Origin of the sequence: Promicromonospora sp. NPDC059942 (assembly GCF_042731755.1) — a bacterium.
Classification (GTDB): Bacteria; Actinomycetota; Actinomycetes; order Actinomycetales; family Cellulomonadaceae; genus Promicromonospora.
Genome location: NZ_JBHWLR010000024.1, coordinates 52,110 through 64,989 on the forward strand (window position 1 = coordinate 52,110; position 12,880 = coordinate 64,989).

At 74.2% G+C, this 12,880-nt stretch carries 11 protein-coding genes; 2 read left to right on the top strand and 9 right to left on the bottom strand.

The window, feature by feature from the left end; genetic code table 11:
* Positions 1-126: 126 nt before the first annotated feature.
* The 3 genes from malQ to ACFV9Q_RS25975 all read right to left on the bottom strand — a co-directional run bounded on the left by malQ (position 127) and on the right by ACFV9Q_RS25975 (position 3,931).
* Complete coding sequence (gene malQ, locus ACFV9Q_RS25965; protein ID WP_377236824.1) at positions 127-2,373, bottom strand: 4-alpha-glucanotransferase; 2,247 nt, start codon at positions 2,371-2,373, stop codon at positions 127-129.
* A gap of 77 nt (positions 2,374-2,450) precedes the next feature.
* Complete coding sequence (locus tag ACFV9Q_RS25970) at positions 2,451-3,506, bottom strand: mechanosensitive ion channel family protein (protein ID WP_377236815.1); 1,056 nt, start codon at positions 3,504-3,506, stop codon at positions 2,451-2,453.
* A gap of 191 nt (positions 3,507-3,697) precedes the next feature.
* Positions 3,698-3,931 (bottom strand): glucose PTS transporter subunit EIIB, encoded by a 234-nt coding sequence (locus tag ACFV9Q_RS25975; RefSeq protein ID WP_020018155.1) that lies wholly within the window; start codon positions 3,929-3,931, stop codon positions 3,698-3,700.
* Positions 3,932-4,064: 133 nt separating this feature from the next.
* Between ACFV9Q_RS25975 and ACFV9Q_RS25980 the strand changes: the two genes are divergently transcribed.
* Both ACFV9Q_RS25980 and ACFV9Q_RS25985 read left to right on the top strand, forming a co-directional pair.
* Positions 4,065-4,460 (top strand): globin, encoded by a 396-nt coding sequence (locus ACFV9Q_RS25980; RefSeq protein ID WP_377236816.1) that lies wholly within the window; start codon positions 4,065-4,067, stop codon positions 4,458-4,460.
* Positions 4,461-4,522: 62 nt separating this feature from the next.
* Complete coding sequence (locus tag ACFV9Q_RS25985) at positions 4,523-5,479, top strand: acyl-CoA thioesterase (protein WP_377236817.1); 957 nt, start codon at positions 4,523-4,525, stop codon at positions 5,477-5,479.
* Positions 5,480-5,513: 34 nt separating this feature from the next.
* Here ACFV9Q_RS25985 and ACFV9Q_RS25990 read toward each other — a convergent pair whose 3' ends face one another.
* The 6 genes from ACFV9Q_RS25990 to ACFV9Q_RS26015 all read right to left on the bottom strand — a co-directional run bounded on the left by ACFV9Q_RS25990 (position 5,514) and on the right by ACFV9Q_RS26015 (position 12,749).
* Positions 5,514-6,164, bottom strand: coding sequence for a hypothetical protein (locus ACFV9Q_RS25990; protein ID WP_377236818.1), 651 nt, complete (start codon positions 6,162-6,164; stop codon positions 5,514-5,516).
* Between the two features lie 63 nt (positions 6,165-6,227).
* Positions 6,228-6,728: an acyl-CoA thioesterase gene (locus ACFV9Q_RS25995; protein ID WP_377236819.1), complete on the bottom strand. Its 501-nt coding sequence runs from the start codon at positions 6,726-6,728 to the stop codon at positions 6,228-6,230.
* A 47-nt stretch (positions 6,729-6,775) separates the two neighbouring features.
* Positions 6,776-8,524, bottom strand: coding sequence for a GTPase (locus ACFV9Q_RS26000; protein WP_377236820.1), 1,749 nt, complete (start codon positions 8,522-8,524; stop codon positions 6,776-6,778).
* A complete protein-coding gene (locus tag ACFV9Q_RS26005) occupies positions 8,521-10,722 on the bottom strand; it encodes a dynamin family protein (RefSeq protein ID WP_377236821.1) in 2,202 nt (733 codons plus the stop codon). The genes ACFV9Q_RS26000 and ACFV9Q_RS26005 overlap by 4 nt, the downstream gene beginning before the upstream one ends.
* A 65-nt stretch (positions 10,723-10,787) precedes the next feature.
* Complete coding sequence (locus ACFV9Q_RS26010; RefSeq protein ID WP_377236822.1) at positions 10,788-11,630, bottom strand: hypothetical protein; 843 nt, start codon at positions 11,628-11,630, stop codon at positions 10,788-10,790.
* A 165-nt stretch (positions 11,631-11,795) separates the two neighbouring features.
* Positions 11,796-12,749: a phosphotransferase gene (locus ACFV9Q_RS26015; RefSeq protein ID WP_377236823.1), complete on the bottom strand. Its 954-nt coding sequence runs from the start codon at positions 12,747-12,749 to the stop codon at positions 11,796-11,798.
* Positions 12,750-12,880 lie beyond the last annotated feature (131 nt).

Here is a 12,880-nt window from a genome sequence, read left to right on the forward strand (position 1 = left end):
GGGAGGTTTTCTTCGGTCCCCCCGAGAGGCACTATTTTTTTCGCCCCCCTCTGTTCCCCCTGTGGGGTGGGGTCCTTTTTGTTCTGGGGGGGGCTCCGAGGCAACAGATAGCCCGCACTCGACGGTTCAGGCGGGGTCGTCAGCCGGGGGTTCCTCGTTCATCACCGTGACCAGGCTGCGCAGGCGGGCGTTGGTGAACAGGTCCTCCAGCATCACCACGGTGCCCGCCGAGTCCGCGAGCGGCACGCGCCAGTTCGGGTACTCGGAGTCGGTGCCGGGCTGGTTCTGCGTGCGGCGCTCGCCCACGGCGTCGGCCAGGGAGACCCCGACCAGCGCGGACGGCGTGTCCTTGAGGTAGCGGTGCAGGCCCTCGACGAGCTCGCGCTCGGACGGGTCGAACGTCGTCAGCCCCCGGCGCGACAGCGCCTCCACGAGCGACTCGCGCTCCTGGCGGGCCCGCGCGCGCAGGATCGTCGCGTCCTCCGTGAGCAGGCCGAGCCGCTCCCGCAGGTCCACGTGCTCCCCCGCCAGGTACCCGGCGGTGGGCGGCAGGTCGTGGGTGGTCACGGTGGCCAGGGCCGCGCTGCGGTAGGCCTCCGGCTCGACCGGCGCGCCGGCCTCGTCCCGCTCGAACAGCAGCACGGACGTACCCAGGACGCCGCGCTCCGCGAGGTAGTCCCGGATCCAGGGCTCGAACGTGCCCAGGTCCTCGCCCACGATCGCCACGCCGGCGCGGTGCGCCTCCAGGCACAGGATGCCGATCAGCGCCTCGTGGTCGTACGTGACGTACGCGCCCGCCGACGCGCGCGCCCCGCCCGGGATCCACCAGAGGCGGAACAGCCCGAGCACGTGGTCGACCCGCAGGCCGCCGCAGTGGCGCAGCACGGTGCGCAGCATCTCGCGGTACGGCGCGTAGCCCACCTTGGCGAGCGCCCGCGGGTTCCACGGGGGCTGGGACCAGTTCTGGCCCTGCTGGTTGTACATGTCCGGCGGGGCCCCCACGGACACGCCGCGGGCGAGGACGGCGGCGTCCGCCCAGGCGTCCGCGCCCTCCGGGTTCGAGCCGACGGCGAGGTCCTTGAACACGCCCAGCCGCATGCCGGCGTCGAGGCCGGCGCGGTGGGCCGCGCGGAGCTGCTCGTCGGCCACCCACTGCAGCCAGCAGTAGAACTGGACCCGGTCGGACAGGGCGTTGCGCAGGGTCTGCACGCCGGACGAGCCCGGGTCGGAGAGCTCCGCCGGCCAGTCCCGGCCGTCCAGGTGCTCCTTGATGGCGCACCAGGTGGCGAAGTCGACCAGGCCGCGGCCCTGGGCCAGCACGAACTCGTCGAACGCCGTCTGCCGGGCCGCCGACCGCGGTGCCGTGTACACGACCTCCAGGGCCGCCTTCTTGGCCTCCCAGACGGCGTCCCGGTCGATCGGCCCCGAGTCCTCGGACAGCTCGCGGACGGGCTCGGCGGCCCACTCCACGAGCGACCGGTCGGCGGCGGAGAGATACGCCGTCTCACGGATGTCCTCGACCCGGATGTACAGGGGCGACATGAACCGCCGCGACGTCGGCAGGTACGGGCTCGGGGTCACCGGCACCACGGGCTCGGTCGCGTGCAGCGGGTTGATCGCGACGAAGTCGGCCCCGCCGTTGTGCGCCGTCTGCCAGGCGAGGTCGCCCAGGTCGGCGAGGTCGCCCATCCCCCAGGAGTCCCGGGACCGCACCGAGTAGAGCTGGACCATGAAGCCCCAGGCCTGCTTGCGGGCGATCTCCTCGCGCAGCTCCAGCCGCGCGGGCGTCACCACGAGCGAGGCCTGCGCCGTCTGTCCGCCCGCCTCCGCGTGCAGCGTGTGCCAGCCGAGCGGCAGGGTGTCCGGGAGCGTGAAGGTGGCCCGGCCGACCTTGCGGCTGTCGACGGTGCGTGGCTCGGCGTAGACGTCGGCCTGGCGCAGCTGCACCCGGGAGCCCTTCACCGTGGCGAACGAGCCGGACGTGGGGGCGCCGCCCGGCGCCGTCACCCGCCAGGGCGTCGCGCTAGCCGGGACGACGGGCGTCTCGGCCCGCTCGAGCTCGACCCACGCGGTCACGTCCGCGCCGTCGGCGACGTGCACCGGGACCTGTACCTCGGTGCCCTCGCGGGTGACGACCGTGGGCGGCAGCATGGCGCGCCACTCGTCGTCGCGGGCGCGGTCCAGGCTGGCCGTGACGGCGCCGGGCGTCGACGCCTGGACCCCGAGCGCCTCCAGCACCGCGACGAGCGTCGAGGGGCTGACCTGCTGCACGCGGCCGTCGTGGTCGGTGTACTCGCACTGCACGCCGTGGGCTGTCGCCAGCTCGGCCAGCTCCTGCGGCACGGTGGAGCCGTCTCCGGTGGACCCGGGCATCGGTTCGTCGGTCACAAGGAAAGATCCTGCCATCTACCGACCCGTACCGGGCGCAACCCGGCCCGTAAAACCCTACGTCAGCTGACGCCGGGGGTATCGCCGACGACGCCCTCCTCGAACGGGGCGGGCGCGGAGCGCGCCACGATCCCCGCGTCCAGCAGGGCCGCGTGCGCGGCCACGCGCAGCGACCGGGCGACCGCCCACTGCTGCGCCGGGCGCACCTGAGCGTGCAGCGTGAACGTCAGGCCACCCTGGTCCACCTCGTCGACGCCGCGCACCGACGGGGTCTCCAGGAGGCTGTCGGCCAGCTCGGGGTCGTTCTTGACGCGGTCGACGGCGCGGCCGAGCGCCGCGCGCACGGCGTCGATGTCGGCCCCCAGCGGGACCTGCACCGGGGCGACGGCGCGGCTCCACTCCTGGGTGCGGTTGCCGGCGCGCAGGATCTCGCCGTTGCGGACGTACCAGAGGGTGCCGTCGAAGGCGCGGACCTGGGTGAGCCGCAGGCCCATGGCCTCGACCGTGCCGACCACGCCGGCGCCGAGGTCCACGTTGTCGCCCACGCCGAACTGGTCCTCGATGAGCAGGAACACGCCGGAGATGAAGTCCTTGACGAGGCTCTGCGCGCCGAAACCGAGCGCGACGCCGACCACACCCGCACCGGCGATCAGCCCCGCCGGGTTCAGGCCCAGCACCTGCAGGACCGACATCACCATGAGCGTTCCGATGACGATGTTGACGGTCGAGTTCAGCACCGAGCCAACGGTCCGGGCACGCTGGGCGCGCCGCTCGGCGGCACGCGGGTTGACCGCACCGAAGACGTCGGCCAGCGCCTGCGGCGTCATCAGCACGTTCTTGCGCTTGCGCTTGCCACTCGCGCCGGGCGCGGTCCCCGGTGTGGTCACCGGGATCGCACCCGTGGTGGTACCGACCGGAGGGGCCATGGTCTCGACCACGGAACGCGGCTTCTGGCCGATCGCGATGCGCTCGGTGAGTGCGGTCACGACGCGCCGGAGTACGGCGATGGCGATCATCCCGATCACGACGATCAGGATGACCTTCAGCGGCTTGTTACCGAACCAGGTCCAGAAATCCTCGGCGCTGTCGAACACGGAGGCAGCAAGAGACTCGAACACGGCCCCCAACCTACTCGGGTCGAACCGGAGGACCAGTACATCTCCGGCCGCGTCCGACGGACCACTGCGCGACCTTCACAGCCCGTTCGCGCCCCGGTTCCACGCGGCCGGCGGGCAGTGAAGCAGGTCACGGGCCCGGGAGCTCGTCCCGGGCCCGTGACCGTCGCTCTGACGGGTTCACGCCCTCGTGATCACACCCTGAGCGTGTCCAGCTCGGCCGCGAGGTTGTCCGCCTCGGGTCCGACGATCACCTGAACCACCCTGCCCGACCGCACCACGCCGAACGCTCCCGACGACTTCAGTCCGGGCTCGTCCACGAGGGACGGGTCACTCACCTCGACCCGTAGCCGGGTGATGCACGGTTCCAGCTCGACGACGTTCGAGGTTCCCCCGAGTGCCGCAAGAATCTGGTCAGCCTTGGTCATGTCTCAACTCCCACCGTGCGTCGCTGCAGGTTTGTCCCCACCCTATCTGTGCTGGCAAGCCCTTCGCCCGGGCAATTGTCGAGTTGCTCACACGAGACCGAGTTTCACCGGACCGTCATAGGCGGGTGGCAGGATGAACGGCGTGACACAGGAACCTTCCTTCTTCGAGGCCGTCGGCGGCCACGACACGTTCGTGCGCCTCGTCGACGCGTTCTACGACGGCGTCGCGGACGACCCGGTGCTGCGCCCCATGTACCCCGAGGAGGACCTGGGGCCGGCCAAGGAGCGCCTGACGCTGTTCCTCGAGCAGTACTGGGGCGGACCCGGCACCTACTCCGCGCAGCGCGGGCACCCGCGCCTGCGGATGCGGCACGCGCCGTTCAAGGTGAACCCGGACGCTCGCGACCGCTGGCTCGCGCACATGCGGACCGCCGTCGACTCCCTCGGCCTGGCCCCGATCCACGAGTCGCAGCTGTGGGACTACCTGGAACGCGCGGCCTTCAGCATGATCAACACGTTCGAAGACTGACCCCGCTCGAAGACCGCACCGCTCGAAGACTGCCCCAGAAGAACCGAAGGAGACGCCCGCACGTGGACGCCACCCCTGACCTGATCGCCGGCGACGCCACGTCGGACCACACGCCCGACGCGCTCGACCGCCTGCTGCAGGTGCTCGACCTGCGGCACCTCGAGGGCTGGGGACCGCGCGGCGAGGAGGACGTGCTGCGCGGCAACAGCATGCCCGCCCTGGCGAACCGCGCGTACGGCGGTCAGGTGCTCGCACAGGCGATCCTGGCGGCGGACCGGACGGTGCCCGACGGCCGTCAGATCCACTCCCTGCACGGCTACTTCCTGCGGGAGGGGCGGGTCGAGGAGCCCATCGACTTCGCGGTCGAGCGGCTGCGCGACGGGCGCTCGTTCAGCGCGCGCCGCACCCACGCGATCCAGTTCGGCAAGCCGATCCTGTCGATGATCGCCTCCTTCCAGGAGGACCAGCCCGGCTACGACCACTCGATGCCGATGCCCGACGGCGTCCCCGCGCCCGACGAGGTCGGCTCCGCCTTCGACGAGCTCGGGTCCCTGTCGGACGGCCCCGACGTCCGCGCCCAGTTCTGGGCGGACTCGCCGTTCGAGCTGCGGCACGTGGGCGGGTCCCTGTACCTGCACCCGGACGTCGCGGTGGCCCAGGGCGGCACGCCGCCCGCCACGCAGCTCGTCTGGATGCGCACGCGCCGCCCGCTGGGCATCAAGGACCAGTCGATGCACCGCGCCCTCCTGGCCTACGCGTGCGACCAGCTCATGCTGGAGCCCGCCATGCGCGCCGCGGGCAAGTCCTGGCAGGACGTCGCCGCGACGGTGCCCATGGCCAGCCTCGACCACGGCATGTGGTGGCACCGCGACGTCCAGGTGGACGAGTGGATGCTGTTCGTCCAGTCCTCGCCCACGGCCCAGGGCGGCCGCGCCCTGGGCACCGCCAAGGTCTACACGCAGGACGGCGTCCTCGTGGCCTCGGCGGGCCAGGAGGGCATGATCCGGCTTCCGGCCTGACCCGCGCCGCCCGGGGCGCCTCGCGCCTGACCTGCTACGCCCCCAGTTCCCCCAGCCTGTCCCGGGCCGCCTGCACCGCCTGCCGGAGCGTGCCGACCTCGTGCGGCGTCGCGGCGACGTCCACCCGCTGCTCCAGGGCCCGCACGAACAGGGCCAGCGCCTCCCCGAGGTAGGGGCGGGCCTGGTCGGCGTGCACCTCGAGCGCCTGGTCGTACCGGCACCGCCCCCAGTGCTGGAGGGCGAAGAACTCCAGCCGCCGCGCGTGCTCGATGCTCGCGGCGTGCTCCCCGTAGTAGTGCGCGGCCTCCAGCGCGAGGCCGAACAGCAGGTCGGCCTCCGAGAACCGGTGCCGCCACTGGAGCACGTGCGCCAGCCGGAGCAAGGGCGCCACGGCACCCAGGGGCACGTCGGCGGCGTGCGAGTGCGCGGCCGCGGCGTCGTCCCCGGGCCCGCCCGCCAGGCGGACGGCGAGCCACCCGAGGCGTTCCGCCTCGGCCAGCCCGGTGTCGGGGTCGTCGTCCTCCGGGGCCAGCGCCCGGGTCAGCGGGACGCGGACGGCGAGCGTCGCCGGCTCGTCGCAGGCCGGGCCGCCGGCCAGCGCGGCGAGATACGCCCGGGCGGCCGGGACGTCGTCGAACACCTCGTGCAGGGTGACCGGGTCAAGGTAGTGCTGGGGCAGATCCACTGTTCCTCCGTGGCCGAAACCAAGGGGGATGAATCTAGCAATTCGGACACCCTGAGGACCAACTCAGCCCCGATGGCGGAACGTGATCGGCTCCTCCTGGAACTCCTTCCACGCCAGGCGCTCCCCCTCGGTGAGGCGGCGCGGCCGGTCCGTGGCGGCGTCGACGAAGACGAGCGTGGTGGTCGCGCGGGCGTAGGGCTTGCCGCCCGACGTCGGGCCGGTCTTCGCCATGCTCGCCGTGCCGTCGTGCACCTCGTAGCAGACCTCGGCGCTCGCGCCGCCGATCCGGCCCAGCCACATCTCGACGCGCACCGGCGTGCGGGTGAACAGCAGCGGGCGCAGGTACTCGATGCGCTGGCCGGCCACGAGCGTGTGGGAGTCGGCGTCAGGGCCGGTCGGCACCACGGCAGTGGGCCAGGCCTCGCCCTCGGGCGCCTCGGGGTGCTGCCAGAAGGCCGTGATCCGGGCGTCCTCCAGCAGGCGGAACATCGCCACGTTGTTGACGTGGGCGTAGGCGTCCAGGTCGGACCAGCGCAGCGTGACGGGGACGTGCAGGCGTGTCATGGTCCCTATCCTCTCCCGGCGCCGCAGCCGCGAGGCACCGGCCCGCCTCAGCTCGCCGCGACCGTCGCCGCCGTCCGGCAGCTTGCGAGCCGGGCGAGCTCCTCCCCCACGGGCTCCCGCACCAGCCGGTCGGCGACCTTGCCCACCGACTGCCGCAGCCGCCGGCGCGCCACGTTCGCCCGGCGGCGGGCGCCCAGCGCGCCGAAGATCCGGCACACCAGGGCGAGCAGCAGGCCGAGCACCACCGAGCCGAGCACCATCAGCGTCGGCCACGGGATCGTGAACGGGTCCACGCCGAGCCCTTCGCCCGAGCCGGACCCGGGCGCCCCCGGGAACACGACGCCGTCGCCCGACCAGGTCGGCAGCGACAGCACCGGCGTGGGCAGCGGCGGGAGCTGCAGGTACGCGAACCCGAACAGCACGAACAGCCACAGCAGGCCCGCCACGAGCACGGCCACCAGGAGCCACTGCACCACGTTGACCAGCGACCACCACACCGGGCGGCGCTGCGCCTCGACGCGGGTCGCGGCAACCGCCTGGTCCAGGGCGTCGGGCAACGTGTCGATCCCCGCCTGCCCGCGCGAGCGCGCGGCCAGCACCCACGGGTCGGCGACGCCGCGCGTCACCTCCTCGACGTACCGGCGCACGGCCGACGCCGCGGTGGAGCGCACGGCTGGCCGCGCCGTCGGCAGCGACGTGCGCACCAGGTCCTCGCGGCCCGACGGCGCCCGCTGCTCCCGGTCCGCCGTCCGCAGCCCGAGCCGCCGCAACGGGTCCCGGCGCAGCCGCCCGATCCAGCGGGTCAGGGGCCAGCCGGTCGCCGACCTGGCGTCCCGGCGCGCGGAGACGCGGACGGCGTCGACCACCGTGGGCACGCCCGCGGCGTCCTCCAGGGCGGCCACCAGGTCGCCCGTGGCCTGGCTCCCGGCGCGCGACGGCGGCGGCGTGCCGCACTCGTCGACGATCCGCTGCGCCACCACGCGCTCGTCCGCGGCGAGCCGGGCCGTCGCGGCCTCGCGCCGCGCGGCCGCCTTGGCCAGCAGGCCGCGCAGGTCGTCGATGCCCTGGCCGGTCTTCGCGGACACCGCCAGCACGCGCGCGCCGTCCAGGCCGTCCTCGGCGACGAGCCGCCTCAGGTCCGCGAGCATCGCGGACGTCTCCTCCGCGCTCAGCCGGTCGGCCTGGTTGAGCGCGACGACCACCACCTCGGCCCGCCCCGCGAGCGGGCGCAGGAAGCCCTCGTGCAGCGCGGCGTCCGCGTACTTCTGCGGGTCCACCACCCAGACCAACAGGTCGGCGCGCTGCACCAGCCGCTCGGCGCGCAGCCGGTGCTCGGTCACGATCGAGTCGTGATCGGGCAGGTCCAGCAGCACCAGCCCGGTCGTGTCCCCCGCGGGGGTCCGACGGCGGAACGGCCCGCGGCCGGGCGGCTCGTCCGGCGCCGGCTCGGCCGCCGCGGGCTCCACGTGGTGCCGGCGGCCCACCTCCAGCCAGTCCAGCAGCGGGTCAGCGCCCTCGCCCCAGACGGCGGCCATCGGGTGCGACGTCGTCGGACGGCGCACGCCGGGCTGCGCGATCGCGGCCCCGGCCACCGCGTTCAGCACCGACGACTTGCCCGACCCGGTGGCGCCGGCCAGCGCCACCACGGTGTGCTCCGCGGACAGGCCGCCCCGCTCGCGCGCCCGGGTCACGACGGCGCGCGCCTCGGCCAGCAGCGCGGGCTCGATGCGGCCGTCCGCGGCCCGGACCGCGGTGTCGAGGGCCGTGGTGCGGTCGGCCAGGTCGAGCCGGCTCACCGGTCGCCCTCCCCGAACAGGCGCTTCCAGAAGCCCTTGCGGGCCGGCTGCTCGGCCAGGTCGCCCCGGCCGTCCGCCTCGCCGGTGCCGCCGGCCGGCGACCGGACGCCGCGCAGCCCGCGGCTCTCGGTCAGGTCCCCGACGCCCGCGGGCACCGTGTCGGTCTCGCGGGCCCGCGACCGGCGTTCCGCCGCGGCGGCCGAGGCGACGGCGTCGGCCGCCGTGCGCAGGGCGGAACCGCCCGCCTCCGCGGAGCCGAGCGCGTCGAGCTGCGCGGTGTAGCGGGCGGCCTGCCCGTCCATGACGGCCTGGATGCGGGCCCGCAGGCGGTCGCGGGCCTGCACGGCGAGCCGGCGCACGGCGTCCTCGCCGAACACGGCCTCCAGCAGCCGCTGCGCCAGCACCGCCGAACCGCCCGCGATGCCCACCTCGATGCCGGTGAGCCCGCCCGTGGAGGCGAACACGAAGATCATCAGCGCCACGCCGAGTCCGTTCACGCCGAACGACAGCGCGCGGGCCTTGCCCCGCTTGGACTCGCCCTGCTCGCGCACCAGCCCGAGGACGTCGCCCTGCCAGCCCCGGATCTGCTCGCCCACCTCGGCGCGCAGCGCCGCCGGCGTCCGGGACAGCTCCAGCCCCTCCAGCAGGGCCGTGCCCGCGGCGTCGCCGCGCCAGCCCTGGTAGGAGCGCTCGGCGGCCTCCTCGGCGGCGTCCAGCACCACCGACTCCAGGCCGTGCGCGATCGCCTTCTCGACCTGCGGCGCCTCCTTGGGCTTCCCGCGGAAGAACGAGCTCACCGCGTCCCGGAACCGGCCGATGCCCTCCTCGACCGCGCGGAAGAACTCGCCCGTGCCCACGAAGTCCTGCCACCGGGCGAGCACCTCGCCGCGCAGCAGCGCGCCGTCCGACGTCGCCGCCGCGACGTGCGCCACGGCGTCCGCGTAGGCGCGGTCCACCACGTGCCGCAGCCGCGCGTCGGCGGCCCGCTGCTCGTCGGCCGCGTCGGCCAGCTCGCCCGCGCGCACCACGAGGGAGTCCACCACGCCGTCGCGGGTCGCGGCGATGACCCGGCGGCGCGCGTCGGCGTCGCCGCCCAGCCCGGTCAGCCAGCGCGAGACCTCGCCGACGGCGTCCTCGGGCAGCATGCCGTCGTCGGACAGCCCGTCCTCGGGGATGACGAACAGCGGGCTGTCGGTCAGCCCGTGCTCGACCATCATGGCCCGCAGGTCGTCGGCCGTGGCCTCCGCGCCCGGGTCCACCCGGTCCAGCACCATCGCGACCTGCGCCTTGCGCGCGGCGGCCTGGTTCAGCAGGTCCCACGGCACCGCGTCGGCATAGCGCGCCGACGTCGTGACGAACAGCCACAGGTCGGCCGCGCCGAGGAGCTGGGCGGCGAGCTCGCGGTTTGCGGTGTCGACCGAGTCGATGTCGGGGGCGTCCAGCAGCGCCAGGCCCTTGGGCAGCGAGTCGCTGGACACGAGGCGCAGGGTGCGGGACGGGTCGTGCGGCGCCCCGTGGCCCTGCTCCGCGGCGGCGGGACCCACCGCCGACCTGGTCGGCGTCCCGGTCCCCGACGCCGTCACGCGCGCCAGGCCCGGCAGCACCCGGTCCGTGGAGAACCAGCGCGCGTCCAGCGGGTGGTGCACCAGCACGGGCGCCTTGGTGGTGGGCCGCAGCACGCCCGGCTGCGTGACCCGCTCGCCGAGCACCGAGTTCACGAGCGTCGACTTGCCCGCGCCCGTGGACCCGCCGACCACGACGAGCAGCGGCGCCTTCTGGGCCCGCAGCCGCGGCAGCAGGTAGTCGTCGAGCTGGTCCGTGGACCGGCGCAGCTCCGTGCGCGCCGCCTCGGCGCCCGTGGTCTCCAGCGGCAGGCGCAGCGCGCCGAGCCGGGCCCGGAGCACCTCCAGGGCGCCGGTCAGGCCGGACTCCTCGTCGGGGGCGGTAGGTGCCGCGGGCGGTTCCGTGTCAGGCGCGTCAACGGTCGCGTCCGACCCGGTCGCGGTGCCCGCGTCCGGCCCTTCCTCTGGCGTCGCGGGCTGGTCCGCACGCGTCGCGGCCTCGTCCCCCGGCGTCCCGGCGGCGGGTCCCGCGGACGGCGCTGGGGCGGACTCGGCGGGCAACCCGGCGGTCTGCCAGGGGCTCACGCCCGGGTTCGGTCCGCCGGGCACCGCGCCGTCGTCGGGCTTCTCGGTCATGGCGCTCAGTCTGCCGCAGCAGCGCAGGTCAGGCGCGCCCGTGGCGTGGCAACCGGGTGAAGACGTCAGCCGCCGAGGCGCGAGCGCAGCCAGTCGAGGGCGGCGTGGGCCACCTCGCGCTGCACGGAGCGGCCGTGGGGCACGCCGGGCTCCGGCGGCCGCATCGACTCGAGCACCAGCGCGCCGGCGACCACGGTCACGGCACAGGTCAGCGCCTCGGGGTCGACGTCGGGCAGGGGGTGCCGGTCGAGCACCACCCCGGGCGGCGGGGCGCCGTCGACCCGCAGGTACGGCAGCAGCAGCACGACGTCGAGGAAGGACGCCCCGTGGGACGGCATGAACCAGTCGACCGCGTGCGCGCTGGTCGCGTCCCAGCCGTGGTCGGTGATCAGGATCGACTCCCGGCGCAGCGCGCCGTGCACCAGGTTCTTGCCGGACATCGCCTCGCCGGCGTAGCGGGCGATGTCCGCGAGATGGTCGACCTTGTCGGACAGCCACGGCGTGAAGGCCGACAGGCCCTCGGGCCGCATCGCGGCGATCGTGGCCCAGGCGCCGACGTCGATCAGGTCGAGCGCGTCGGGCAGGTCCGGGGGCGCCTCGGTCGAGCCGATCTGGATGGCGAGCTCGACCGCCGCGGCGAGGTCGCCGTCGTCCCAGGGGTCGTGCGGCGGCCGGATGGGCTCGTTCCGGTAGCCGAGCACCACCCAGCGGCCCGCCCCCGGCAGCACCTCGTCGACGTACCACTCGCGCTCCAGGCTCGGCACGTCGTCGGGCAGCGTGGCCAGCGACGCCGCCTCCGCGGCCATCCGGTCCTGGGTCAGCGGGGCCTCCGGCCCCACCGCCCGAACGATCGAGCGGGCCGACGCCGTCTGCAGCACCTCGAGCGGGGCCAGGTCCGTGCCGCTCATGGGGGCCGAGCCGATCACGCGTCCCCCCATGGACTCGCTGACTCGAGAACGGACAGACGGGGGTAGATCGGACCAAGCCGGTCGCCGCACAGCGCTCATGGCCGGAGTGTGCCGAACTGCGCTTTCACCCGCAAACCACAGCACGTGTTGCAGGAACGGCAAGGATCAGAAACCGAGCCTGGTCTGCAGCCACTCCACGGCGGCGCGGGCCAGCCGGTGCTGGTAGGCGCGCAGCTCCGGCATGTCCGTGGGCGGCGTGTCCATCGACGACTTCACGTAGTGGCCGGCGAGCACCGCGATCCAACAGGTCACGGCGTCCCGCTCCGTGCCGGGCGGCAGCCCGTAGCGGCGCAGCGTGGCCTCCGGCGGCGGGCCGCCGTTTGCGCGGGCGTGCAGCAGCATCGAGACGAGGTCGAGGTACGGCGCCCCGACGCTGCCCCGGATCCAGTCGGTGACCAGCGGCTTCTCGCCCAGCCGGGCGGGCAGCAGCACGTTCTGCGCCCGCAGGGTGCCGTGCTGCAGGCTCGTGCCGGCGATCGCGTCCGAGGCGTGCGCCGCGATCTCCGCGAGGCCCTCCAGCCGGTTGGTGAGCCACGGCGAATGGTGGGCGAGCCCGGCGGGCCGCTTGTCCGCGAGGTACTCCCACGAGTCCGTGGGGAACACCTTCTCCTCGGGCAGGAACATCGGGTCGGCCGGCGCCTCGACCTCGCCGATCCCCCGGACCACCTTGACCATGGTCGCGACGTCCTCGTCGGGCCAGGAAGGGTCGATCGGGCGGACGTTGGACTTCATCGCGTAGCCGACGGCGACCCACCTGCCGAGGTTGGGCAGCACGTCGTCGAGCGACCAGAGGAGCTCCGGGTGCGGCGCCGCGGCGGGCAGCAGCGGCGAGAGCGCGATCTCCTGCCGCAGGAAGTTCAGCGGCCCCGGCTGCTCCGTGCCGATCGCCTTGACGAAGACGTGGCCCTTCGTCGTCTGCACCTGGAAGCGCGCGCCAGGAAGGATCCCGGAGTCGTCCGGCTGCTTGGCGGCGATCACGCGGGCGCCGAGCAGATCGGTGATGCGGTCTCGCAGCAGGGGCGGAAGCTCGCGCCATCCGGGCCGTAGGGCAGGGCTCACTGCGGCATCTTGTCGAAGATGCCTACTGACAGCAAGGAACATATGGGAAATTCGCCCGTTATGCGGCCGCGGCGACTCACCTTTGAGGCCCGGGTTTCTTCGCTTTGAGCGGGCTCAAAGCGAAGAAACCC

What these genes read in the sequence shown, in the direction of transcription:
- ACFV9Q_RS25995 (WP_377236819.1), bottom strand. Translation starts at nt 6,728, where the DNA reads ATGACACGCCTGCACGTCCCCGTCACGCTGCGCTGGTCCGACCTGGAC.
- ACFV9Q_RS25980 (WP_377236816.1), top strand. Translation starts at nt 4,065, where the DNA reads ATGAACGGCGTGACACAGGAACCTTCCTTCTTCGAGGCCGTCGGCGGC.
- ACFV9Q_RS25975 (WP_020018155.1), bottom strand. Translation starts at nt 3,931, where the DNA reads ATGACCAAGGCTGACCAGATTCTTGCGGCACTCGGGGGAACCTCGAAC.
- ACFV9Q_RS26005 (WP_377236821.1), bottom strand. Translation starts at nt 10,722, where the DNA reads ATGACCGAGAAGCCCGACGACGGCGCGGTGCCCGGCGGACCGAACCCG.
- malQ (WP_377236824.1), bottom strand. Translation starts at nt 2,373, where the DNA reads ATGCCCGGGTCCACCGGAGACGGCTCCACCGTGCCGCAGGAGCTGGCC.
- ACFV9Q_RS26010 (WP_377236822.1), bottom strand. Translation starts at nt 11,630, where the DNA reads ATGAGCGGCACGGACCTGGCCCCGCTCGAGGTGCTGCAGACGGCGTCG.